The organism is Pseudoxanthomonas sp. Root630, assembly GCF_001427585.1.
Classification (GTDB): domain Bacteria; phylum Pseudomonadota; class Gammaproteobacteria; order Xanthomonadales; family Xanthomonadaceae; genus Pseudoxanthomonas_A.
This window is the reverse complement of record NZ_LMGY01000003.1, coordinates 1-24,044: the sequence shown is the minus strand read 5'-3', so window position 1 is coordinate 24,044 and position 24,044 is coordinate 1. Positions and strand designations below refer to the sequence as shown.

The following is a 24,044-nucleotide window of genomic DNA, read 5'->3' as shown; positions in this document are numbered from 1 at the left end:
ACGTCAGCGCAAGCTGTCGAGCGCCTCGGCGAGTTCTTCCGCCAGCGGCGCGTTCAGCACATAAGGCGTCTTGCCGCCGTCCAGCGCGAAGCGCAATGAAGCGGCGTGCAGGAACAAGCGCTTCAGCCCGGCCTGTTCGCGCAGGCGCTTGTTGACGGCGGGATCGCCGTACTTGTCGTCGCCCGCGACGGGATGGCCGATGTGCTGGGCATGCACGCGGATCTGGTGGGTGCGGCCGGTCTCGATCCGCACTTCGCAATAGGAATGTCCGCCGCGCCGTTCCAGGACGCGGAAATGGCTGAGCGAGGCCTTGCCGTCGCGATGCACCTGTACGTGGCGCTCGCCGCCCTGGCGCAGGCCGATGTGCAGCGGCGCCTCCACGCTCATCACGCCATCGGGCATGCGCCCGACGAGCAGCGTGAGGTAGCGCTTCTCGATGCCCCGTGCCCCGCCCTCGCTGTCCTCGCGCAACAGCGCCTGCAGCTCGGACAGCGCAGAGCGTTTCTTGGCCATCACCAGCAGGCCCGAGGTATCGCGGTCCAGCCGGTGCACCAGTTCCAGCGTCTGGTTGGGGCGCAGCACGCGCATGGTCTCGATGGCGCCGTGGCTGATGCCGCTGCCGCCATGGCTGGCGACCCCGGACGGCTTGTTGATCACCAGCAGGCGCTCATCCTCGAAGACGATGGCGGCCTCCATGCGCTTCAGGAAGCCCGTCGGCGGCCCGACCTTTTCTCCCACCTCACTGAGATTGACCGGCGGGATGCGGACCTCGTCGCCCCCCTCCAGCTTCCGTTCGGCCTTCGCCCGACCGCCGTTCACCCGCACCTGGCCGCTGCGGACGAGCTTGTAGACCAGACTCCGCGGGGCGCCCTTCAGCTGGCCCAGCAGGAAGTTGTCCAACCGCTGCCCACCCCGGTCTTCGGGCACGGTGACGGTGCGCACGGCGGTCTTGGGCGTGGCCGCCGGCTTGTCTGACGGGGGGCTAGGGGTCATGAACGGTAATCTGTTAGACTCGGCGGGCGAGATAAAGGTTTGATTTCGCAGGGAGTTGCAGTTGGGCCAGAAGCCCGTCTCCCCGCGATTCCGGCAAGTGCGCGGCCACCGCCCCAGGGGCGGCCATGTTAGCGGCTGATCGGCAGGCCCGGATACCGCCGGGTGCGTGACGGCACCCGTGCTGAACATGTCCCGCGCGGCGCGACCTCTCGAGGGAAGCTGCCGCCGGCCCGCAACACCCATTAGAACAAGCGCTCCCGCGGCCTGCCGTGGTGTCGTAGCGCTGGAAGCCCGACCTGCCCCGCTGCGCCTGCGCAAGGGGTGGTGCAACATTCCAGAGGCGAAACGCCATGGCGTTCCGCGCGGTAGCAGCGCGCGAGGAACGCACAATGAAACGTATGTTGATCAATGCCACGCAGGCCGAAGAGCTGCGCGTGGCCATCGTCGACGGCCAGACCCTGTACGACATCGATATCGAACAGCCGTCGAAGGAACAGAAGAAGTCCAACATCTACAAGGGCCGCATCACCCGGCTCGAGCCCTCCCTGGAAGCCGCCTTCGTCGATTACGGCGGCGAGCGCCATGGCTTCCTTCCGCTGAAGGAAATCTCCCGCGACTATTTCCAGGCGGGCGTGGACCACAACAAAGCGGGCATCCGCGAACTGTTGAAGGAAGGCCAGGAAGTCGTCGTCCAGGTCGACAAGGACGAGCGTGGCAACAAGGGCGCCGCCCTGACCACGTTCATCTCGCTGGCCGGCCGCTACATGGTGCTGATGCCCAACTCGCCCACCGCCGGCGGCGTTTCCCGCCGGATCGAGGGCGACGACCGCGCCGCCCTGAAAGAGGCGATGGACAAGCTGAACATCCCCGACGACATGGGGGTGATCATCCGCACCGCCGGCGTCGGCCGCGATGCCGAAGAGCTGCAGTGGGACCTGGACTATCTGCTCAGCGTCTGGCGCGCGATCGCCGAAGCCGCGCTGACCAAGCCCGCGCCGTTCCTGATCTACCAGGAAAGCCGCCTGATCGTGCGCGCCCTGCGCGACTACCTGCGCAACGACGTGGGCGAGATCCTGGTCGACACCGAGGAACTGCGCGAGACCGCGCGCGAGTTCATGCAGCAGGTGATGCCGCACAACCTGCGCAAGCTGAAGCATTACAAGGACGACATCCCGCTCTTCAACCGCTTCCAGATCGAATCGCAGATCGAAGGCGCCTATGAGCGCAACGTCCGCCTTCCCTCCGGCGGCTCGATCGTGGTCGATCAGACCGAGGCGCTGACCGCCATCGACGTCAACTCGGCGCGCGCCACCAAGGGCGGCGACATCGAGGAGACCGCATTCCACACCAACTTGGAAGCGGCCGAGGAAGTGGCCCGCCAGCTGCGCCTGCGCGATCTGGGTGGCCTGGTGGTGATCGACTTCATCGACATGTCGTCGAACAAGCACCAGCGCGAAGTCGAGAACAAGCTGCAGAACGCGCTGAAGTACGACCGTGCCCGCGTCCAGATCGGTCGCATCTCGCGCTTCGGCCTGCTGGAGATGAGCCGCCAGCGCCTGCGCCCGAGCCTGGGCGAGTCCAGCCAGATCGTGTGCCCGCGTTGCGATGGCCATGGCCGCATGCGCAGCGTCGAATCGCTGTCGTTGTCGATCATCCGCGTGGCCGAAGAGCACGCGATGAAGGACAACACCGGGCAGGTGCTGATCCAGGCGCCGCTCGAGATCGCCAACTTCCTGCTCAACGAGAAGCGCGGTGCGCTGCGCGAGATCGAGCAGCGCCACGATGCGCCCATCATCATCGTCGCGGACGAAGCGCTGCACACGCCGCATTACGAAGTCACTCGCATCCGCGAGAACGAACTGGGCGAAGAGTCCAGCAAGCCCAGCTACCAGCGCGGCACGCCGCGCAAGCTGCCGGTGCATGCGCTGACCAAGTCGCAACTCAACATCCCGCCGGCGCCGGCGGTCACGCACGTCAAGCATGCGCAACCCGCACCGGTGCGCGAGGAACGCGATGAGCGCGAGCCGTCCGCTCCGGTCGCCGCGCCTGTCGCAGCCGTGGCGGCCGCTCCGGTGGCCGCGCCCGCCTCCGGCGGCGTGATCGGCTGGTTCAAGCGCCTGCTCGGCGGTGACGCCGCAGTGGCCGCGCCTGTGCCGCAGGCCCGTCCGCAGCAGGACAACCGCCAGCGCAACGACCGCAACAACGGACGCCGCGAGAATCGCGACAACCGCGAGGGTCGTGACAATCGCGGCCAGCAGAACCAGGGTCGCGGTGGCAAGCAGGACGGTCAGCGCCGGGACGAACGCAGCAAGGGCCAGAACCCGCAGGGCGGCAACGCCCAGCAGCAGAAGCCGCGCAATGAGCAGCAGGGCCAGAAGGCCAACAAGCCCAAGGCCGAAGGCCAGCAGAACCCGCCGCAGCAGAAGGCGCCCAAGCCGCAGCAGCCGGCTGGCAACAAGCCGCAGGAAGGCCAGCGCCAGCAGTCCCCGCGTGCGACGCTGCCGGACCAGACCGCCAAGCCCGTCGCACCGGTGGTCGTCGCCGACGTCGACGCCGTGACGATCGCCGCCGCGGCCAGCGTCGTGGCGACAGAGGCCGTGCAGGTCCAGGCTGTGCCCGCCCCCGCGCCGACGGCGCCTGTCGAGGCAGCCGACGCCGAGAGCGGTCTCGTCGCCGTCGAAGGCGATGCCGCGCCCGCAGACGGCGAAGCCGGTGACGGCGGCAGCCGTCGCCGTCGCGGTCGTCGTGGTGGACGGCGTCGCCGTCGTGGCAATGGTGAAGCCGCGCAGGGCGAGGATGGCCTGTCGATCGACGAACTGGGCAGCGATGAAGACGCCGCACCGGTGGCCGATCGCTCGCAGCCCGAGTTCGACTTCGACGATGAAGAACCCGCACCGGCCCGCACGAACGTTCCTGTCGCTGCCGCCCCCATCGCTGCCGTCGTGGCACCCGTGGTGGTCGCTGCCGACGTGGCCGAACCGGTTTCGCCGGCGCCCGTCGTCGACACGGTCGCCAGCGTCCCGGCACCGGTCGATGCCGCCGCCGTGATCGAAGAGGTCAAGGCGGAAGCCGACGTCGTGCAGCCGGTGGTCGCCGCCGCCGTGCAGCAGGAAGCCCCCGTAGCCGTCGCCATCGTCGAGACCGTGAAAGCGGAAATCGCCGAAGCGCCCGTCATCGTGACCGCCGATGTGGTCGAGGTTCCGGTCGAAACCGCGCAGGTCAGCGAGACGATCGCCGACGTGCGCAACGCGCCCGTGCAGATCGACCTGGTGGATGCGGTGAACGAAGCGACGGCGGAAGTTCCGACGCCCGTCGAGATCGCGGAAGCACCGACGCCCGCGCCTGCGCCGCAGCCGGTGCCGAAGCCTGCCGCTGCACCGGCGACGGGTTCGCTGTTCTTCGTCGCCGATGCCGACACACCGCCGTCGGTGACGCGCAGCCTGTTCGAGCCGGTGACCCCGGCCAAGCCGGCTGACGCGCCCGCGGACGACAAGCAGGACGACACCACCTCCGAGGAACGCAGCGCCTGACGCGCTGCGCCCTCCTCCGGACGCTCCACAGCACACTGGCCGCGCAAGCGGCCAGTGTCGTTTCAGCGGTCGGGGACGCGCGAAGGGGTCAGAGCGCGCGGGTCGGATCCATCAGGCCCCATTGGGCGGCGAGCCGCGCGAGCGCGATGTTGTCCTGCACGCCGGTCTTCTCGAACAACCGCGTCTTGTGCGTGTTCACCGTCTTGGCGCTGAGGCTGAGCCGGCGCGCGATCTCTTCCTGGCGCAGGCCCTGGGTCAGCAGCATCGCCACTTCCAGTTCGCGCGGCGACAGCGCATCGAACGGCGACGCATCGCCGCCTACCGTGTGCAGCGCCAGGTTCTGCGCCACGTTGCTGCCCAGATAACGCTTGCCACGCGCGACATCGCGCACGGCGCGGATCAGTTCGGCCGCATCGCCCGCCTTGCCCAGGTACCCGGACGCGCCCGCTTCCAGCAAGCGCTTCGGCAGCGGTCCGTCTTCCAGCACCGACACGATGATGACGCGCACGCCGAGGTCGGCCCGCACGATGCGCTCGGTGACTTCCAGGCCGCTGTAGCCCGGCAGGTGGAGGTCGCACAGCACCACGTCGGGCTTCAGCTGGCGCACCAGTGGCAGCGCGGCCTCGCCGGTCTCGCTCTCGCCGACGACTTCGATGTCGGATTCGGTGCCCAGGATCAGGCGCATGCCGGTGCGCACGAGGGCGTGGTCGTCAATCAGGAAAACGCGGATGGTCATGGGGAACGATGCCTGGAGTCTCGGGTCGAGCGTAGGTGGCTGTCCCTCGCCGCGCAATTAACATTCTATCGGCGCGGCCCAGGTACATGCATTCCGCCCTATCGAGCCGCCACCTGCGCTACGGCATACTCGGGCTTTCCACCGGCGATTCCCAATGTCGAACGTCCTTCACCGCCTGCGTCCCGCGCTGCTGCTCGCCCTGCTCGCCACCGGCCCGGCCTGGGCAGACACCGTATCGGAGCGCTGGCAGACCCAGGTCGGCCACATCAGCGCGCATGCCGACACCACCGCGCGCGGCGATGCCATCGGCAAGCGCCTCGATGCGCTCGGCATCGCGTGGAAGCGCGAAGCGTTCGAACAGAACGGACAGGCGGGCCAGAACCTCGTGGCCGATCTCGGAGGTCCCGCCGGTGCGCCGCTGCTGCTGATCGGCGCGCACTACGACCAGGTCGACGTCGGCCACGGCGCCACCGACAACGCATCCGGCGTCGCCGCCGTGCTGGAACTGGCGGCCGCGCTGAAAGCCACGCCGCTGGCGCACCATCGTGTGCAGGTGGTGTTCTGGGACCTGGAGGAAAAAGGCCTGCTGGGTTCGCGTGCCTGGGTCGCCAGCGCCGGCCGCGAAAAGCCCGCGCTGTACGTCAACTTCGACGTGTTCGGCTGGGGCGACACGCTGTGGATGATGACGCCGGAAGCCGACAGCCTGCTGGTCGCCTCGCTGCGGGCGTCGAGCCAGCACGAAAAACTCGGCTTCCAGCCCGGCGACAAGTATCCGCCCACCGATCACCTCGCGTTCCTCAAGGCGGGCTGGCCGGCGGTGTCGTTCTCGCTGGTCGGTGGCGATGAGATCGGCCCGATCCTGGAGGTGTTCGGCGGCGGCAAGCCGGCGCAGGTGCCGAAGGTGATGCAGGTGATCCACAGCCCGCGCGACACCACCACCGAACTCGACAGCCAGCGTGTCGACGATGCCCTGCGCGTGGTCGAACAAGGCCTGCGTGCATGGGACCACGGCGGCGCCACGAAGCACTGACCCCCTCCTTCGTCGCATCGGCACCTCACGGCACGGGGACTAGAATGGGCATGCCGCATCGCGCGCATGCCCATTCCCCTGCGTGAATCCCCTCGTTTCGCCGCCGCCGATCCCGCCTTCGCTCCGGCAGTCCCTGGCGGGCCTGCTGAAGGTCCGTCGTGGCCCACCCGGTCGTTGGCGGTTCGCCCTGCGCGCAGCCGCCTGCATGGGCGTGCCGGTGCTCGTGGGCTGGCTGTCGGGACATACCGCCGCAGGGCTGATGGCGGCGACGGGCGGTTTCACCGCCGTCTACGGCAGTGGCCGTCCCTACCTGAGCCGCGCGCGCGAACTGGCACTGATCGCCCTCGCCTTCGCGGCGGTCACGGCGCTCGGCCTGGCGGTCGCGCCATTCGGCTGGCCGGTCGTCGTACCCGTCGTCGCGCTGCTGGCGATGCTGGCCGCCTGGTTCTGCAATGCGCTGCAGGTCGGGCCGCCGGGCGGGTACCTGTTCCTGATGGCGTGCGCGGCCGCGGCATCGATGCTGAAGCCGCCATTCGATCCGTGGCACGCCGGTCTGCTCGTGCTCGCGGGCGGTGCCTTCGCCTGGTGCGTGCACATGGCGGGCGCGCTGGCGTGGCCGCGTGGACCGGAGAAGGCCGCGGTCGCCCACGCCGCGCGCGCCGTACTCACCTATCTCGACACCACCGGCACCCCGTTGCAGGCCGCCGCGCGGCATGAGGCCGCGCTCGCGCTGCACCAGGCGTGGTCCACCCTGGTGACCTACCAACCCGTCGCGGCACGCCCTGGCGGACGGCTGGCGACCCTTCGCGCCCTCAACCGCCAGCTGCATCTCGTGTTCGCGCGCGCACTGGGAAGCGACGACCGCGCATCGCCCGCGTTGTTCGAGGACGCACGCCGTGTCGAAGCGCAAGCGCTGGCCCTGCCACGCCGCCGTTCACCCGATGCGATGCCGGCGCCGACCGGCGTGCCCGTCGGGCATCCCGGCGCATGGCATGCATTGAAAGGCGCCTGGGTGGAACCCGCCTCACGGCAGGTCATCGTCCGCGTGGGCGTGGCGGCATCGCTGGCCGGCGGACTGGGCGCACTCTTCCACCTGGAACGCGCGTACTGGGCGGTCGCGGCGGCCATGCTGATGCTGCACCAGGGCTTCGACTGGACGCGCACCGTGCTGCGCGCGCTCGAACGCCTGCTCGGCACGTGGGCAGGCCTGCTGATCGCGGGCGCCATCCTGCTCTGGCATCCGCAGGGCCTGTGGTTGGTGTTGACGATCATGCTGCTGCAGTTCGTCGTCGAGATGCTGGTCGTGCGTCATTACGCGCTGGCAGTGGTGTTCATCACCGGCGCGGCGCTGACGCTCGCCAGCGGCGGGCATCCCGTCGATGCGCCCGGCGACTACCTGCTCGCGCGTGGGCTGGACACGCTGGTGGGCTGTGCCGTGGCCCTGCTGGTCCATCGCGCCCTGCCCGTGCGCGACGATGGACAGGGCCTCGCGCCACCGATGGCGCGCGTGCTTCGCGGCGTGGCGACGTTGGCGCCGATGCTTGGGGCCGGCAACGTGGACGATGTGGCCGCACGCATCGCGCGCCGCGACCTGCAGCGCATGACGTTCGGGCTGGAACAGGCGTATGGATCGGCGGTCGTCGCCTCGCCCCGGCAACGGGCAGCGGCCGAGGACCAATGGCCACTGGTGGCGGCGATCCAGCAACTCGCCTACCGGATGCTGTCCGCCTGCTGGCAGCGCAGCCACGACACGGGCGAATCCACCCAGGCCTTCACGCCAGCGGATGCCCAGGCGCTGCAGCGGGCGCTGCACGCTCTCGAGCATCATCTTGCCGGCGCACCGCTGGCGGAACGTGGGGAAGCGACGGTGCCGCTGTTCACGGGCGAACTGCAGGCCGTGCGCGCGTGCATGAAAGAAAAGCCCCCGAAGGGGCTCTAGTTCGAGAACACGCCTGGCTCTCCGGGCGGCGACGGTGTCGGACTCGCGGTCCACCGCCAGGCGCAGCATGGGAACAGGGGGTGTCCGATGCGCTGCGTTCGGTTCTCTCGTGGGGCCCTGGGTGTCAGTCTGGCGACTCGGTAGCAGGGTTGTCCGGGAGACAGAGGGGGTGATTCCGTCGGCCCGACCACTTCGCGTGTTGTACGGCGCCGGATGCGAAGACGGCGTGTAGACCGTTCAGCTGCACTGCACGGATTCCCAACATCTGCTGCACATCGCTTAACCCTGGCGAACAGGCGTTCCGGGATTCGCGCCGACGTCACGGACGACGGCCTACCGTTCGTGGCAGGTAAACGAAACCCGCACCGCCATGATGACGTTCGACCTCTACAACGCGCCCACCGAGGACGGCACGTACGAGCTCTCCATCAACGAGTCCCCGCCGCTCCGCTTCGCGAGCCCGGGCGCGGCATTGGGCTACGCCGTGAAGCTGGCCAACCAGCGCCACCAGCAGGGGCTGGACTACGCGATCAACATCGAAGGCGGCGACGGCCGCTGGCGCCTGTTCAACGGTTGGCGCATATGCGCCTGAACCGCGGGCGCGCTGCCGGGGTTCCTGTCCGCAAACGGTGAGTCGGCGCAACGCCGCCGTGGCACGCTGTCGGCCCCTGTCACGGATGCCCACCATGCCTGCCCTCCCCGCTGCGGTCGCCCGCTTCCGCCATCTGCACCAACAAGGCCTGCTGCGCCTGGCCAACGCGTGGGATGCCGGTACGGCACGACTCGCCGAACACCACGGCGCACCCGCCGTGGCTACCACCAGCGCCGGCCTGGCGTGGTCGCAGGGTTACCCGGATGGCGACCAGCTCGCGGTGGATGCGCTGCTGCATGCGGTCGCCGGCATCGTGCGTGTCGTCCGCGTCCCACTGACGGTCGATGTCGAAGGCGGCTACGACGATGATCCCGCGCGCGTGGCGGACACGGTGCTGCGCGTCGTGCAGGCGGGTGCGGCCGGCATCAACCTGGAAGACGGCAGCGGCGATCCTGCCCTGCTCGCCGACAAGATCCGCGCGATCCGGCAGGCATGCGCCACGCACGGCGTGGACGTCTTCATCAATGCGCGCACCGATGTCTACCTGCGTGGACTGGCTGGGGAATCGGCGCGCGTGGACGAAACGCTCGCGCGTGCCGCGCGCTATCGCGAGGCCGGCGCGGATGGCCTGTTCGTCCCCGGCGTGGTGGTGGAGGCCGATATCCGTGCGCTCGCGCGCGATGCCGGGCTACCGCTCAACGTGATGCTGCGTCCGCAGCTGCGCGACTTCGATGCGCTGACCGCGTGGGGCGTGCGCCGCGTCAGTGCGGGTTCCGCGCTGGCCGAGTCCGCGTTCGGACACGTCGGCCGGCAGATGGACGATTTCCTGCACGGCACGCACACCGCGTTACCCGACCCGCAGGCGATGGGCTACGGCGCGATCAACACCCTGTTCGGATGACGTGGACCAGGGTAGGACTTTCCCTACACGGCATCGGGGTTACACCCGACTGCGCATGTGGTTCACATTCGCGACGATAGCCCTGTCCCCGGCAGCACGCCCTGCGCAGGCCATGAAAGGCCGCTCTGCAATGGAAACGGGCGCTGCCTTGAGCAAGCAGCACTGCCGGAGCCGGGGACTCCCCCTTCAGACCCGACCCTCATTGGTCGGGTTTTCTTTTGTCCGCGCGATGCGGATCAGGGACCGCCGGCCCACAGTTCGGGCACCTGCGCCAGTCCGAGCAGCATCAGGGCGGTGGCCGCGATCAGCAGCCATCCCATGCTCCGTATCAGCAAGCTGCGCATGTGGGGTTCCTTTGTTCCTGTGTTTCTGTGTTCTTGTGATGTGACTATCGCGACACCGGCATCACGTGTCAAAGGTAAATGCATTCACGCCGCGATCGCCGCGTGCTTCGTTGCATTTACCTCGATCACTTCGCCGCGCGATGCCTGCACCGCATCGAGGAACTCGCGCCCCCATCGCGACAGATCGTGATGACGGACGATGCCGTACAGGCGCCGCTGCCGGTCTTCGCGCTCGGCCGGCACCATCGCCAGCGCCTGTCGAAGCGTGCGCGCGAGGTCGGCCGGGTCGTGCGGATTGGTCAACACCGCGCCTTTCAATTCCGCCGCCGCGCCGGCGAACTCCGACAGCACCAGCACGCCGTCGCCACCCACCAGGCCCTGCACCGCGACGAACTCCTTCGCCACCAGGTTCAGGCCATCGCGCAGCGGCGTGATCCACATGACGTCCGCCGCCGCGTAATGCGCCACCACGCTGGCGAACGGCAGCACGCGGGCGAAGAAGCGCACCGGTGTCCAGTCCAGCCGCGAAAGCCGGCCGTTGATGCGGCCCACCGCCTGTTCGATCTGCTGCTGCAGTGGGCGGTAGATCGTCATCTCCTTGGCGGCCGGCACGCAGACCAATACCAGCGTCACTTCGCCCTGCAGTTCCGGCGCCTCGTCCAGCAAGCGCTCGAAGGCCTGCAGTTTCTGCAGAATCCCCTTGGTGTAGTCCAGTCGCTCGATCGACAACACCAGCCGGCGCCCGCCGATCTCGTCACGGATGCGGGCGATGTCCGCGGCCACCTCGCCGGTCTCCAGGCAGGCACGAATGCGTGCCACGTCAGTGCCGATCGGGTGCGCGCCGATGCGCACCGTGCGCCCGTCGATGCGCAGTTCGGTGGCCATGTCCTCCACGCCGACCGCACAGCCGAACGTCAGGAAGCGTGGCGCGCAGGCCGCGCGCGCCACCACCTCCACCGGGAAGGTGCTGCGCACCGCATCGGTGAAGTTCTCCGCATGCCGCGGGATATGGAAGCCCACGTAATCGCAGGCCAGCAGGCTGCCGAGGATCTCGCGACGCCACGGCAGGATCGCGAAGATGTCCGCCGACGGGAACTGCGTGTGGTGGAAGAAGGCGATCTTAACGTCCGGGCGCAGCTCGCGCAGCACCGAGGGCACCATCCACAGGTTGTAGTCGTGCAGCCATACGGTCGCGCCGGGCGCGGCTTCGGCGGCGGCGGCTTCGGCAAAGCGGCGGTTGACGCGCTTGAACAGCGCCCAGTCCTCCTCGCTGAAACGCGCGCGCTCCCAGAAACTGTTGATCACCGGCCAGAACGCTTCCTTCGAGAAGCGCTTGTAGAACACGTCCACCTCGTGCTTCGTCAGCGGCACGTGGGTGGCGGTCAGGCCCGGATAGGCGGCGCGGTCCACTACGGCATGCGTGGGCGATGGCTGCGCCTTCGCGTCCTCCACCGTCCATGCGACCCACGAACCGGGGCGCCCGTCGGCGAAGAAACTGAGCAGGCTGGGAATGATGCCGTTGGGCGAACTGTGCGGTTTGCGCACGCGTTCGCCGTCGACGATGTGTTCCTCGTACGGCAGGCGGTGGTAGACCATCACCAGTTCGGCCTTGCCGGGCTGGTGCGACGGCGGCGCGTAGTCGTCGGCCTGCAGCAGGTCGAAGTGCGCCATCGCCTGCAGGATGCCGCCGCAGCCGGCGGCATCGGCATGCAGCACGCCATCCATGCCGGTCGTCGCCGCCAGCAGCGCGGGCTCGGAATCGCCCACGCACACGCCGGGGAATCCTTCCCCGTACATCGACAGGTCGTTGAGCGTGTCGCCCGCCACCAGCACGCGTGCGGGTTCCAGCGCCAGTTCGTCCACCAACGCGGACAGCGTGCTGCCCTTGCGCACGCCACGCGGCAGGATGTCCAGGTAGCGGCCGGCCGAATACAGGACTTCGCAACCCAACGAGGAGGCGACGGCATCCAGTTCGTCGCGCAACGTCGACAACTGCTCCGGGTGGCAGTAGTACGAGCAGCGGCGTTCCTGCGGCACTTCCTGGCGGACCAGCATCGGGAAGCCGCGCATCGCCTCGGCGACGGCATGCTCACCGGGCCAGCAGGCCTCGATACGCGACTGCAGCGGCTGGATCGGCTGCATGTCGGCCGTGCGCAGCACGGTGGCGCCGACATCGCAGATCACGTAGTCCGGCGTCGGCAACCCGGGATCGGCCAGCAGCGGCAGGATCGCCTCGCGGCCGCGGCCCGTGACCCACGCCAGCTTCACGTCCGGGTGCGCATCGACGAGGTGGTACAGGCGCTTGCGCGCATCGGCATCGCCGGCGAGGAAGGTGCCATCCAGATCGGTGGCCAGCAGCACGGGGTGCGAAGGCAACGGTTGAGAAGAAGGTTCCAACAGGCTCATGCAGATGCACTCCAGTGGGTGGTGTGCCGCGCACGAGGCACGACGCGAGGCGTCAAGGGACGCAGGCGGGGAGTCATCGCATCAAAGGCACCGCGAAGGCCGATGCAAGGAGGAATGCCGCGTGCGAGGCACGCTGCGCGCAGGGCGCTGCAGATGCGCGTCCATCCCCAGATGCAGACGCAGGCATCGACTGATGCGATGCAGCATTGTAGTCCGCATCGTCATCGCGGAAGTCAACGCGACGTTAAGAACGTTAAGTGGAAGCGGGAAAAGCGCTGTTTTTCCGCCATTTCCGCGCGCACGCATGTCACGGCGCGCGTGCAGCCCCTTCCACGAGCGCATCGATCAACGCGCGCGATGCCGCAGAAAGACGACGATGCGGCGCGTAGATCAGCGAGAACGGACGCGCACGTCCACCGAACTGCGGCAGCACGCGCACGAGTTCCGCACCACGTCGCGTGCACGCATCGATGATGAAGTCGTAGGTCTGGCAGAGCCCCACGCCCGCCTGCGCCAACGACACCACGCCAAGCACATCGTCCGACACCGCGATGCGCGAGGCCGGCATCCATTCGATGTCCCCACCCTCTGCGCGGAACAGCCACGGCGCCACGCGCCCGCTGCTCGGCAGCACGAACGGCAGGCAGGTGTGCGCCGCGAGATCGTCGAGCGTCTGCGGCGTACCGTGCAGGGCGAGGTAAGCCGGCGACGCCACGACACTCAACGTCGCGTCTTCCAGCGTGCGCCCCACGAGACCGCTGTCCGGCAATGCACCAAGCCGGATCGCCAGGTCGAAGCCCTCGGCCACCAGATCGACATTGCGGTTGGCGATGTTCACTTCCACCCGCACCTGCGGATGCCGCTGCAGGAAATCGCCCAGCAGCCACGGCAACCGATAGTGCCCGTAAGTGGTCGGCACGCTGATCCGCACCTGCCCGGTCAGGGTGCCGGCTTCGCCCTGCACCGCGCGCTCGGCATCGTCGATCAGATGGAAGGCGGTGCGCGCCTGCTCCACGTACAGGCGCCCGGCTTCGGTCAGGCCGATCCGGCGCGTCGTCCTCCGCAACAGCTGGCTGCCCAGCCGCGTTTCCAGCCGCGCGATCGCCCGGCTGATCACCGACGGCGTGGTGGACAGCGCCACCGCCGCGGCAGTCAGCGAGCCCTGGTCCACCACGGCCACCAGCGCTTCCACGTCGGCCAAGTGATCGAATCGGCGCCCCATTATTGCCTCCTGAGAACAGATGACTTCCTGACACCCCAATTTATCGCCCTGGTTGCCGGGAATAAAGTGCGCGCCATCCGGGCACCCCGCCCCACAGGAGATCGCCATGAAGCGCTTCGCCCCCCTCGCCACCGCCCTGCTGCTGGCCCTGGGCTCCACCCAGGCCCACGCCGCCCATGTGCTGGTGGTGCTGTCCGACGCAGACCACCTCGACCTGCGCGACGGCCAGGTCTATCCGACCGGCTTCTACCTCAACGAGTTGATGCAACCGGTCAAGGCACTGCGCGACGCCGGCCACGAGATCACCTTCGCCACCCCGCTGGGCCGCGCACCCACCGCCGATCGCAGCTCCCTCGACAAGGCCTACTTCGGCAACGACGCCGCCGCACTGAAAGCGCACCAAGACCTGCTCGCACAGCTGAAGCTGACCTCCAGCGCGCAGTCGCCCGTACTCAGCCTCGCCCGCGTCGAACAGATCGGCTACGCCGCGTTCGACGCCGTCTACGTACCGGGCGGCCACGCACCGATGCAGGACCTGCTGGCCAGTCCTGCGCTGGGCCGTCTGCTGAGCGACTTCCACGCGCATGGCAAACCCACTGCGCTGGTCTGCCATGGTCCCATCGCACTGCTGTCCACGCTGCCGGACAACCCTGCCTTCCTGCGCCAGATGGAGCGCGACCACCACGCGGCGCCCGCACCGCAGTGGATCTATGCCGGCTACCGCGTGACCGTGATCAGCAACGACGAGGAAGAACAGGCGAAGGGACTGCTCAACGGCGGCACGATGAAGTTCTACCCGCAGACCGCGTTGCAGGCGGCCGGCGTGCAGTACCGCAGCAATACGCAGCCGTGGCAGTCGAACGTGGTGGTCGATCGCGAACTGATCACGGGCCAGAACCCCGCCTCCGCCGTCGATGTGGCGAAAGTGCTGCTGGAACGCCTGGACTGACCGTCAGGGGCGTCGGCGCCCGCGCCGCAGCCACCGTCCGAGGCGCTGCCAGCGCGACGGCCGCTGCGGCGCAGCGCGATAGGCCACGCTGGCAGGCACGCGCAACGACACCGTCGTGCCCTTGCCTTCGGCGGACGTGACCGCCAGCGCGCCGCCGATGCGCTGGGCGCGCTCGCGCATGCCATACAGGCCCCAGTGGCCCTGGCGACCGCCGGCGCGCAAGACGGCCTCCGGGACGCCGACGCCATCGTCGCGCACGTGCAGGTGCAGGGCATCGGGCTGGTAGTCGAGGTCCACTTCCACGTGCCCGGCTTGCGCGTGCTGGAATGCGTTGAACACGGCTTCGCGCGCGATGCGGTAGAGCTCGTCGCGCACCAGCGCATCCAGCGCGCGCGGCTCGCCCTCCACCTCCAGGCGGAACTCGGTCGGGTGCTCCGGCACGAGGTCCTCGCCGAGCGCCGCCAGCGCATCGGGCAGCTCCCCCGACATGCGCGCGCGACGCAGGTCCAGCACGCGGTCGCGCGCCTCGGCCAGCACGTCGTCGGCCCGCTGCAGCACGCGCTCCATCGCTGCATGCCCCGGCGCCTCGCGACCGAGCGACTGCGACACCGCATGGAAGCGCAGGATCAGCCCCTGCACGCTCTGCAACAGGGTGTCGTGCAGTTCCCGCGCGATGCGCTCGCGTTCGTGGTGGCGCTCGTGCAAGCGCTCGCGGATCTGCGCAGACAGATGGCGCAAGCGCAGCAGGTAGGCGATCCACAACAGGGCGGCGCCGAGCAGCACGCACAACACGACGAACCAGGTGGTCTGGTAGTAGCGCGGTGCGATCACCACCGGCAGCGCGGCACCCACCTCGTTCCACACGCCGTCGTTGTTGGCGGCGATCACCCGGAACGTATACGTGCCCGGCCCCGGATCGTTGTAGAACGCCGTGCGGCGCGTGCCGGCGTCCTGCCATGCCGTGTCGTAGCCGTCGAGCTTGTAGCGGAACCGCACGCGTTCGGGGATCGACAGGCTCAGCGCGGTGTAGGCGATCTGCAGGTTGCGCGTGCCCGGCGGCAGCTGCATCGTCCCGGCCGTGACGCGATGGGCCTGGCCATCGGCGGCCAGCGACAGGAGGGTCACCGGCGGCGCCAGCGGATTGCGGCGGATCGCCGCCGGATCGATAGACACCACGCCGCTGGTCGTTGCGAACCACAGGCGACCGTCGCCACCCTCGGCCGCAGTCGGGATGGGCCGGAACTGCGCCGGTACGCCCGGCATGCCGTCGAGGAAGTCGAACTGCTCGTATCGCGGTGCTGCCGTTTCGAAGAGCGTCGCCACGTCGGCGGCCTTCACGTGCAGCACGCCGCGCGCGCCGTTCAACCACAGGTCGCCCGCCCGCGTTTCGATGATGCCGGTGATGCCACGGAACGGACTGTCCGCCGGCAGATGCAGGCTGCGCACACGACCCTGGGCGAACCGCGCCAGCCCACGCTCGCCACCGATCCACACCCCGTCGCGGCTTTCCAGTAGCGCGGTGACGTTGCCCACCGCCAGCCCATCCTCGCGCCCGAGGGCGCGGATGTCGTCGCCACGCAGGATCGCGATCTCATCGCGCGCGTAGCCCATCCACACCGCGCCGTCGCGGGTCGGCAACATCACCAGGGGCGATGAGCCGGGCGGCAGCCCCTTGCGACCGCGCAACTGCTGCCAGCGCCCGTTCGCGAGGCGGTGGATGCCGGGCGTGTTCAACGACACCCACAGCACGCCCTCGCCGTCGTGCGCGATCGCCTGCACACCGGAATAGCCGGACACCGGCAGCGGCGTCACCGGCGCCAGCCGGCCGTCGCGCAGCGTCCACAGGCCGCCCGGCCCCCCCAGCCACACGGTGCCATCGCGATCGCGATGGGCCGCCGTGATCGGCGGCGGCAAGTCGAGTTCGCGCAGCGGTCCGCGGTCGAGGACCATCAGCGGGCGGTTGCGACTGCCGGCCAGCAGCGCCCCGTCGGCACCGGCGACGATGGCGAAATCCTGCGCACCGTCGGGCAACATCGCAGGGATGACGTTGGTATGGCGGAAGCGGTCCAGTCCGCGGCTGCTACCCACCCAGACATTGCCTTCGCGATCTTCCAGCACCGGCAGCAGGTAGTCCGCGCTCAGGCCGTCGTCCTGGCGGAAGTGTTCGACGGACTTGCCGTCGCGCAGCGGATGCGCCAATCGCTGTACGCCCTCGCCCATGGTGCTGGCCCAGAGCGTCCCGTCACGGTCGAACAGCACACCCGCCGATGGCGCCGCGATCACTGGCGCGCTGGCCGTGCCGTCGAGCGGCAAGCGGCGCACGCCGCCTTCGTTCTCGGCGATCCACAGGCTGCCGTCGGCCGCCTGCGCCATCTGGCTGATGCGGCCCACCGGGATGTCCAGCGTCTCGAAGCTGCGCGCGCCTTTCTTCAGGCGGGCCAGCGCGCCCTCGGTCGCCAGCCACAGGGTGCCGTCGCGGTCGGTGAACACCGAGCGCGCCTGCGTACCCGGCGCGCGCCATTCGGCTTCGACCCGGTGCCAGCGACCCGCGCGCAGGTACACCAGTCCACTGAAGGTCGCCGCCCACAGGCGACCGTCCGGGGTTTCGGCGAAACGGAACACGGTGCTGGTCGGCAGCCCTTGCGCTTCGCCGTAGTGGGTGACGTGCTGGTCGCGCAGGAAACTCACCGCGCCATAGCGGAAGCCGATCCACAGCCCGCCGTCCGCCGTGGGATACAAGGTGGAGATGCTGGTGGCGGGAAACGCCTGGTCGTCCGGCGGGTCGTAGCGTTCGAACTCCACGCCGTCGAAGCGGTACAGCCCGACCTGCGTGGCCAGCCACAGGTATCCGTCGGTGGTCTGCGCCAGGGCGGTGATCTGTCCGGGCGCGCCCTCGCGCACCGTCCAGGCCGTGTGATGGAACTGGGCGATCTGCCGCTGCGGGTCCAACGCCTGCGCCAGTGGCGCCAGCAACAGGCAGGCGCAGGCCAGCAGCACGCGCCACGCACGCATGCGCACGCGGTGCGGCCCTGCGGCCCGCCCGATCTGTCTGTCTGCCACGCTGGCCAACCTGCCCCCTTCGACACCGCCGACACGATGGAAGAACGCCTCGCCTGCCCTCCCCCAGGGCGCCGTTTCCTCGTGGGGAAACAACGCGGCGATTCGGTGCGCACTTTACCCGAGCCGCGGGGGGTTCCGCTTCACCGACGACGCACGCCCGTCTTTCAGGGAACGAACGGCTTGTTGCCGTATTCCCACGTCCAAGGGACACCGGTTTCGCCCAGCACGAAGGCGACCAGCCGCGGAAAGGCGCGTTCGGCGCGCACGTCGTTGCCCAGGATCACCACGCAGCGCTTGCGCTGCTGCACGCAGACCCAGGTATTGCCGGTGGAGTCGCTGTGGCCGCCCTTGTAGAAGCCCGCACCCTGCGGGCCGTCGAACACCACCACGCCCAGGCCCGCGGCCAGGTCCTTGCGGCGCTGCGCCGGTGGTAGTTCGTCCTGCAGCGTGGGGAACTGCGAGGCGGTGGTGATCGGCAACTGCGCGGTGACCATCGCCGCGGCACTGGCCGGCGACAGGCCTTCGCCGCGGATGAGCGCCGCAGCGAAGTTCGCCAGGTCGGCGATGGTGGTGTCCATCGAACCGGCGGCACGCACACGGCCGCGCTCGTCGTGCGGTTCGACGGTGCCGTCTTCCTTCCAGCCATCGGCGAGATTGGCGGCGAAGTCCGGACGCCAGATCATGCCGGTGTTCGGCATACCGAAGCGGTCGAACACACGACGCTGCATTTCCGCGCCCAGGTCCAGCCCCAACCCGCGCTCGATCGCGTACTGCAGCAGGATCAGCCCTTCGCCCGAATAGGCGTAGCGCGTGCCGGGGGTGAAGTGGATGCGCAGCTTTTCGTCGGGTTCGAGGAAAGCGAAGTTGGCGAAGCCGCTGCTGTGGGTCAGCAGCATGCGGGCGGTGATCGTCTTCCAGCGCGGATCGCCGGCCAGGTCCGGCCAGGGACCGTAGCCCTCCTCGGCGGGATAGTCGGTCAGCGGCTTGTCGAAGTACTCGCCGATGGGCCGATCGAGGTCGAGCTTGCCCTCGTCCACCCACTGCAGGGCGGTGTAAGCGAACACGGCCTTGGTCAGCGAAGCGCCGTACATGACGGTCGCCGTCTCCAGCGGATCGCCCTTGGCGTTGCGCTGACCGTAGGCAGCCACGTGTACCACCTTGCCGGCGTCGATCACGGCAATGGCCAGGCCGTTGGCTTGCGCGGCCGTCATCGCGGCGGCAACCTCGGCGTCCAGCGCGGCGCGGGCGGGAATGGGATGGCCGCTGTCCGTCGCAACCGCGGCGAACGGCAGCAGGGCGAGCAGGCAAACTCCGAGCAATCGATGCATGACCCCTCCTGTATGAGGCGGATCATACGGGCCGGGCATGACGGCTTAAGCGCCGGAAGTCATGGACCGGGAATGCCGACGCGGATGCAGGAGGATCGGCACGCACCCCACCTCATCCCAGTGCCGTATCCAGCACCATCATCATCACGAAGCCGATCATCAGGCCAGTGGTGGCGAAGCTCTCGTGGCCCTTGCGGTGGGACTCGGGGATGATCTCGTGGCTGATGACGAACAGCATGGCGCCGGCAGCGAAGCCGAGGCCCCACGGCAGCATGACCTGCGAATGCGCGGCCACCGAGGCGCCGAGCACCGCACCCAGTGGCTCGACCAGGCCGCTCGCCGCGCCGATGAACACCGACAGCCAGCGGCGGTAGCCAGCCGACAGCAACGCGACCGCCACTACCAACCCTTCCGGCACGTCCTGCAACGCGATGCCGATGGCCAGTGCATTCGCGCGCGCCACGCCTTCGTTGCCGGCGTAGCCCACGCCGATGGCCAGGCCTTCGGGCAGGTTGTGCAGCGCGATCGCGAACACGAACAGCCAGGTACGCCGCAGCTTCTCCGAGGTCTGCCCTTCGCGTCCCTTGATGAAGTGCTCGTGCGGCAGCAGGCGGTCGAGCGCCATCATCACGCCGCCGCCCAGCAGCAGCGCCAATCCGATCACCCCGCTGGCCGCGGCCTCCCCACCGCCGAACATCGGCATGCCCTGCGCGGCCGCCAGTCCGGGGATGATCAGGGAGAAGGCACACGCGGCCAGCATCACGCCGGCACCGAAGCCGAGCAGGGTGTCCTGCGTGCGATCGGACAGGCGCTGGGAGAACAGCACGGGCATCGCGCCCAATGCCGTGGCCACCGCCGCGACCGAGCCGCCCATGAAGGCATCGCGGATCACCGGCGAGCTGTCGACGAACTGCCAGAAGTTCCAGCCCAGCGCCACGACGCCGAGCATGAGGATGGCCAGGCCGAACGCGCGCCGCAGGTCGCGTGCGCGCAGCGGCAGCGGCGCTTTGATGCCGCCCAGCGGCGCGCCCGTATCAGCGTCCGGCTTCGGCATGACGCCTCGCCACTTCGTCCCAGCGCACCACGTTGTAGAACGCGGCGATGTAGTCGGGGCGACGGTTCTGGTACTTCAGGTAGTAGGCGTGTTCCCACACGTCCAGGCCAAGGATCGGCGTGCCGCCCGAACCGATGCCGGCCATCAGCGGGCTGTCCTGGTTGCCGCTGCTCTCCACCGACAGGCGACCGTCGCTGCCTACCACCAGCCACGCCCAGCCGCTGCCGAAGCGCGTCAGTGCGGCCTTGGTGAAGGCCTCCTTGAAGGCGTCGAGGCCGCCGAGGTCCTTGTCGATCGCCTCGGCCAATGCGCCCGTCGGCGCACCGCCACCGCCCTCGCCGGCCGGCGCCATCACCGTCCAGAACAGGCTGTGGTTGGCATGTCCGCCGCCGTTGTTGCGCACCGGCAATTGCAGGGCGGCGGGCAACCTGGACAGGTCGGCGATCAGGTCTTCGACCGGCGTCCCGTCGTACGGCGTGTCCTTGACCGCGGCGTTGAGGTTGTTGATGTAGGTCTGGTGGTGCTTGCCGTGGTGGATCTCCATGGTCTGCGCATCGATGTGCGGTTCCAGCGCGTCGTAGGCATACGGGAGGGAGGGCAGCGTGTACGGCATGGTCGGGTCTCCGGGGGATAGGCAGGCGTCAGTGGCGGGCGCCGTCGAACGGCGGGAAGGCGACGGTCGCGCTCGCGCGCAGCGAAGCCGCGGTGCGCGCGCAGGCGCCATGCACGGCCTGCCAGCGCAGCAGGGCGATACGGGCTTCGGTCAGGTGGCGGACGGCGTGCAGGCGGATGTCGTCGCGCGTGCCGGCCTCGCTGGCGATGCGCATCAGGGCATCGTGCGCATCGCACAGGTGGTCGAGTGCGGCGGCGTCATCGCCACGGCGTTCGTAGGTATCGGACAGGTTGTGGTGGGCCACCACGAGCGCGGCGAGGCAGTCGTCGGCCGAGGCGGCCAGTGCGGGGCCGGCCACCAGGGCGGTGGCCAGTTGCAGGGCGCGGGCGTAATCGCGGGTGGCCAGGTCCAGCCGGTCGGCGGCGAAGGCGGCGTTGCCCCGCCGGGTCAGCCTGCGCCAATGCACGAGGCCGTCGGCGCTCTGCGGCGCCGGGTGTGTCGAAACGGGGGTGTGCCCACGCATGGCCGGCTCCTCGAGTGCAAGGGGCCCTTTGCGTATGCGTGCGTAATCAGGCGGAAGGATGATAGGCAGACACGCAGCCCATCGTCCAGTCGGGGGGTGGGTTCGCCGTCAGGACGCTGCGTGCCGTCGGCGCGCGATCCGCGCGCGGTGCTGTCAGGTCGCGACGATCTTCATCAGTGCGACGGCGGCGATGCCGGCAGCAAGCCAGATGGCCACGCGCTTGAGCACGGCGGCGTCGATGCCTCCCCTGCCCGCCGCATCGCGGGTCGGGCTGATGCCCACGACCAGCACGTGCATCGGCAGCGCGATCACCAGCAGGAACGCGAACACCCAGTACATCGTCTCGTCGCCCAGCTTCGGCCAGATCAATGGCATCACGATGCCGGCAAACAGGCCGGCGATGGCGGCGGTGACGGGTGTGGGGGTCAGCTTCATGCGCAGCGGCATCCGGTCAGGCGATGCCGCAGTCTAGCGGGCGGCTGCGGTGGCAGGCGTTAGCGGATGGTCGTAAGGATCGAACGCCGGACAAGGCCGCGCCGAACGGCGAGCCGCTCCATCCATCTTCCACCCGCCAAGCCCGAGGCAAGGCACGCCCGGGAATGCGCGTCGGGCGACACGCGACGCGCCCTCGGGGTGGCGTTGACCGTACTCGCTACGCAGCTTTCCTCGATCAGCGAGATTCGGAGATGCTCAGGATCTTGCCGTTGGTATCGATGGTGAAGACGAGGGTCTTGCCGTCGCGGAAGTAGGTCCAGGTTTCACCTTCACGGGCGCCGTACCGGTTCTCCCGCGGCGTCACGATGTCGGGCCTGCCGGCGATCTCGACAAGCCTGCCGATGCTGTCGCCGCTGCTGACAACGCGATTGCCGAAGGCGTAGGTATCTGCGAAGGCAGTACCGGCGGTGAGCATCAATGCCAGGAACAGTGCGGTCTTGCGCATGGAATTCCCCTTTCCGTTGAGTGAGCTGAGCATACGCTAGTCCGGAGGCGGCAGCATGTAGCGGCGCAGGAGGGGGTAGGATGGGTTGAGCGAAACCGTTTCAACGGCGAAACCGGTCTCACCATCGACTCAATGTCAGAGGCCAACGGTGACCCATCACCGCCGTATCTCCGTCCCCGGCGGCGCCTGCTTCTTCACCGTCAATCTCGCCGAGCCGCAGCACGCCGCAGGGGCTGCGGTGACCCGCGCGCGTCTATCACCTCGAACGGGCGAACAATGTTCGCCGGGCTGGATGAAGTGGGTTGTGGCACCACCAGCCGCGGCGGCAAGGGCGAGCTCATGATCCGCGGTCTTGGACAATTGCCCGCGAACAGTACGAGGCTGTATTCGCTCGCAACCGCGGCATCCTTGCAGCCATCGCCCGTGAAGTCGCCGGCAGCCAGACTACGCGGGCCTCCCGAGTGCACGCCGGTGAGCGGAAACTCCAGCTCCGGCTCCAGGCTTCCATCCCCGCGTTGACGCATGTAGCTCAGGGTCGCCGTTCGGTCCAGGGGCGTCCGCACGCTGAGCAAGTCCTGGCGACCATCGCCATCCATGTCCACGCCCATCACGGCACTCGCATGGTAGTGCGCTCCCCAACGTGGTGCCGGCACCATGGCGTTGTTCTGATGGTGGTACATCGCAAACTTGGCCGTTGCCGTTGACCGCGGCAAGCCGGCCGTCATGATGAGCAGGTCATCGTCATCGTCCTGGTGGATGTCGATGGCCGTGAGGGCGGAGAAACGCTGGTGGGGATAGGCCGGAAGGGAGCTGTGCCACAGGGCGAAGGATCCGGTTTCGATCAACTTGTACACCGATACGATGTCGTAACCGTTGTACAGCGCGATGTCGGTCAACCCATCGCCGTTGTAGTCTCCCGCCGCCATGTCGGCGATCGGCCCAGGCCCGGCGACCACACTATCAATGGTCGTCAGCAGTTCCAGTCCGCCCCGCCCATCGCCCAAGTACGTCCTGATCTTGGTGCCATCGAACGTGGCTAGATCCTTGTACTCATCGCGATCGAGATCCAGTGCGACCATCACCGTCACGTCCTCCGCGACGACCGTCAGGCCGCGCTGGACGAGCTGACCCGAGGCGGCTCCCTCGAAGACCGATATCCCGTACCCCGCGGAGGAACCGTGCCCGAGCATGACCTCACGCACACCATCGAGATCCAGGTCGACCAGAGCAAGGCTCCTAGACGCCGTGTCGTAGATCGTCTGGCCAGGGATGGGATGCCGCAAAGGTGCAGCCAGCGTGCCGTCCGCTTGCTGCACGATGACCCATAGCGTGAAATCGTCCGAGCTCGGACGCGCATTGGGCGTGTAACCCGTGGTGGCCACGATGTCGTCGCGCCCGTCGCCGGTCACATCGCCGACGGCCACCGTTTCCAGGAGCGTACCGAAACGCAGTGCTGCGAGTTGGCTAACCAGTGCGGTCGAATCGGCCTGGGCGACTGCCTGCGATATCGCCCTGGAGGCACTGTGGCCGAGAGTGCCGCTGTTCCGCGACGTGGCGATTCTCGTCGTCGCGGAGACCAGGTGCGTGCGCTCCCCCCCGTAGGGCGAGCCTTGATCTATCAACCTCCACACGAAAACGGACGCGAGGAGCCCCGCTGCAGCCCACACGGCATTCTTCATATGGTCCAGTCCTTGGTTCCCCTGCACGGACGATAACGATGGGCGACGCGAGGGTCAACGATCAGTGCCGCCGCCACCCTGTGGTACGCCCCCGATTCCGTAGACACCTGATAGTGTCTTTTGAGGATCGGAGGATCTATGGCGAGCAAGCGATTCACAGACGAGTTCAAGGCCGAGGCGGTCAAGCAGGTCAGCGAGCGTGGTT

General features: G+C 68.6%; 18 protein-coding genes. 6 read left to right on the top strand and 12 right to left on the bottom strand.

Translation table 11 applies throughout. The annotated features are described in order from the left end of the window. Positions 1-3 precede the first annotated feature (3 nt). A complete protein-coding gene (locus ASD72_RS03690; protein WP_056878639.1) occupies positions 4-993 on the bottom strand; it encodes an RluA family pseudouridine synthase in 990 nt (329 codons plus the stop codon). 389 nt (positions 994-1,382) lie between these two features. Between ASD72_RS03690 and rne the strand changes: the two genes are divergently transcribed. Beyond that, the gene (gene rne, locus ASD72_RS03685; RefSeq protein ID WP_056878638.1) at positions 1,383-4,523 is read left to right on the top strand and encodes a ribonuclease E; all 3,141 of its coding nucleotides are present in this window, start codon (positions 1,383-1,385) and stop codon (positions 4,521-4,523) included. An 88-nt stretch (positions 4,524-4,611) separates the two neighbouring features. Here the strand turns inward: rne and ASD72_RS03680 are convergent, their stop codons facing one another. Continuing rightward, positions 4,612-5,259 carry a response regulator gene (locus tag ASD72_RS03680; RefSeq protein ID WP_056878637.1) on the bottom strand — a complete coding sequence of 216 codons (648 nt, stop codon included), beginning with the start codon at positions 5,257-5,259 and terminating at the stop codon, positions 4,612-4,614. A gap of 154 nt (positions 5,260-5,413) precedes the next feature. Between ASD72_RS03680 and ASD72_RS03675 the strand changes: the two genes are divergently transcribed. The 4 genes from ASD72_RS03675 (at position 5,414) to ASD72_RS03660 (ending at position 9,721) form a co-directional block, all read left to right on the top strand. Further along, positions 5,414-6,289: a M20/M25/M40 family metallo-hydrolase gene (locus ASD72_RS03675; RefSeq protein WP_056878636.1), complete on the top strand. Its 876-nt coding sequence runs from the start codon at positions 5,414-5,416 to the stop codon at positions 6,287-6,289. A gap of 82 nt (positions 6,290-6,371) precedes the next feature. Beyond that, positions 6,372-8,228 carry an FUSC family protein gene (locus tag ASD72_RS03670; protein ID WP_200948823.1) on the top strand — a complete coding sequence of 619 codons (1,857 nt, stop codon included), beginning with the start codon at positions 6,372-6,374 and terminating at the stop codon, positions 8,226-8,228. Between the two features lie 370 nt (positions 8,229-8,598). Continuing rightward, positions 8,599-8,820: a hypothetical protein gene (locus ASD72_RS03665; RefSeq protein WP_056878635.1), complete on the top strand. Its 222-nt coding sequence runs from the start codon at positions 8,599-8,601 to the stop codon at positions 8,818-8,820. A 94-nt stretch (positions 8,821-8,914) separates the two neighbouring features. Next, entirely contained in the window at positions 8,915-9,721 is an 807-nt protein-coding gene (locus ASD72_RS03660; RefSeq protein ID WP_056878634.1) for an isocitrate lyase/phosphoenolpyruvate mutase family protein, read from the top strand. Positions 9,722-10,149: 428 nt separating this feature from the next. Here ASD72_RS03660 and ggpS read toward each other — a convergent pair whose 3' ends face one another. Both ggpS and ASD72_RS03650 read right to left on the bottom strand, forming a co-directional pair. Beyond that, positions 10,150-12,471, bottom strand: coding sequence for a glucosylglycerol-phosphate synthase (gene ggpS, locus ASD72_RS03655; protein ID WP_235577926.1), 2,322 nt, complete (start codon positions 12,469-12,471; stop codon positions 10,150-10,152). A 307-nt stretch (positions 12,472-12,778) separates the two neighbouring features. Continuing rightward, a complete protein-coding gene (locus ASD72_RS03650) occupies positions 12,779-13,693 on the bottom strand; it encodes a LysR family transcriptional regulator (RefSeq protein WP_056878633.1) in 915 nt (304 codons plus the stop codon). A 106-nt stretch (positions 13,694-13,799) separates the two neighbouring features. On the opposite strand from ASD72_RS03650, the gene ASD72_RS03645 reads away from it, so the two are divergent. Then, positions 13,800-14,642: a type 1 glutamine amidotransferase domain-containing protein gene (locus tag ASD72_RS03645; protein ID WP_056878632.1), complete on the top strand. Its 843-nt coding sequence runs from the start codon at positions 13,800-13,802 to the stop codon at positions 14,640-14,642. A 3-nt stretch (positions 14,643-14,645) separates the two neighbouring features. Here the strand turns inward: ASD72_RS03645 and ASD72_RS03640 are convergent, their stop codons facing one another. The 8 genes from ASD72_RS03640 to ASD72_RS03605 form a co-directional block, all read right to left on the bottom strand. Continuing rightward, positions 14,646-17,702, bottom strand: a complete 3,057-nt coding sequence (locus ASD72_RS03640; RefSeq protein ID WP_155944454.1) for a sensor histidine kinase — start codon at positions 17,700-17,702, stop codon at positions 14,646-14,648. 164 nt (positions 17,703-17,866) lie between these two features. After that, positions 17,867-19,030 carry a serine hydrolase domain-containing protein gene (locus tag ASD72_RS03635; protein WP_056878630.1) on the bottom strand — a complete coding sequence of 388 codons (1,164 nt, stop codon included), beginning with the start codon at positions 19,028-19,030 and terminating at the stop codon, positions 17,867-17,869. 112 nt (positions 19,031-19,142) lie between these two features. After that, positions 19,143-20,084 carry a ZIP family metal transporter gene (locus ASD72_RS03630; protein WP_081420120.1) on the bottom strand — a complete coding sequence of 314 codons (942 nt, stop codon included), beginning with the start codon at positions 20,082-20,084 and terminating at the stop codon, positions 19,143-19,145. Beyond that, on the bottom strand, positions 20,065-20,697 hold the full coding sequence (locus ASD72_RS03625) for a superoxide dismutase (protein WP_056878629.1): 633 nt from the start codon (positions 20,695-20,697) through the stop codon (positions 20,065-20,067). The genes ASD72_RS03630 and ASD72_RS03625 overlap by 20 nt, the downstream gene beginning before the upstream one ends. 28 nt (positions 20,698-20,725) lie before the next feature. Continuing rightward, positions 20,726-21,220, bottom strand: a complete 495-nt coding sequence (locus ASD72_RS03620) for a hypothetical protein (protein WP_056878628.1) — start codon at positions 21,218-21,220, stop codon at positions 20,726-20,728. A 153-nt stretch (positions 21,221-21,373) separates the two neighbouring features. After that, a complete protein-coding gene (locus ASD72_RS03615) occupies positions 21,374-21,655 on the bottom strand; it encodes a hypothetical protein (RefSeq protein WP_056878725.1) in 282 nt (93 codons plus the stop codon). Between the two features lie 235 nt (positions 21,656-21,890). Next, a complete protein-coding gene (locus tag ASD72_RS03610) occupies positions 21,891-22,160 on the bottom strand; it encodes a hypothetical protein (RefSeq protein ID WP_056878627.1) in 270 nt (89 codons plus the stop codon). 200 nt (positions 22,161-22,360) lie between these two features. After that, a complete protein-coding gene (locus ASD72_RS03605) occupies positions 22,361-23,839 on the bottom strand; it encodes a VCBS repeat-containing protein (protein WP_056878626.1) in 1,479 nt (492 codons plus the stop codon). Positions 23,840-24,044 lie beyond the last annotated feature (205 nt).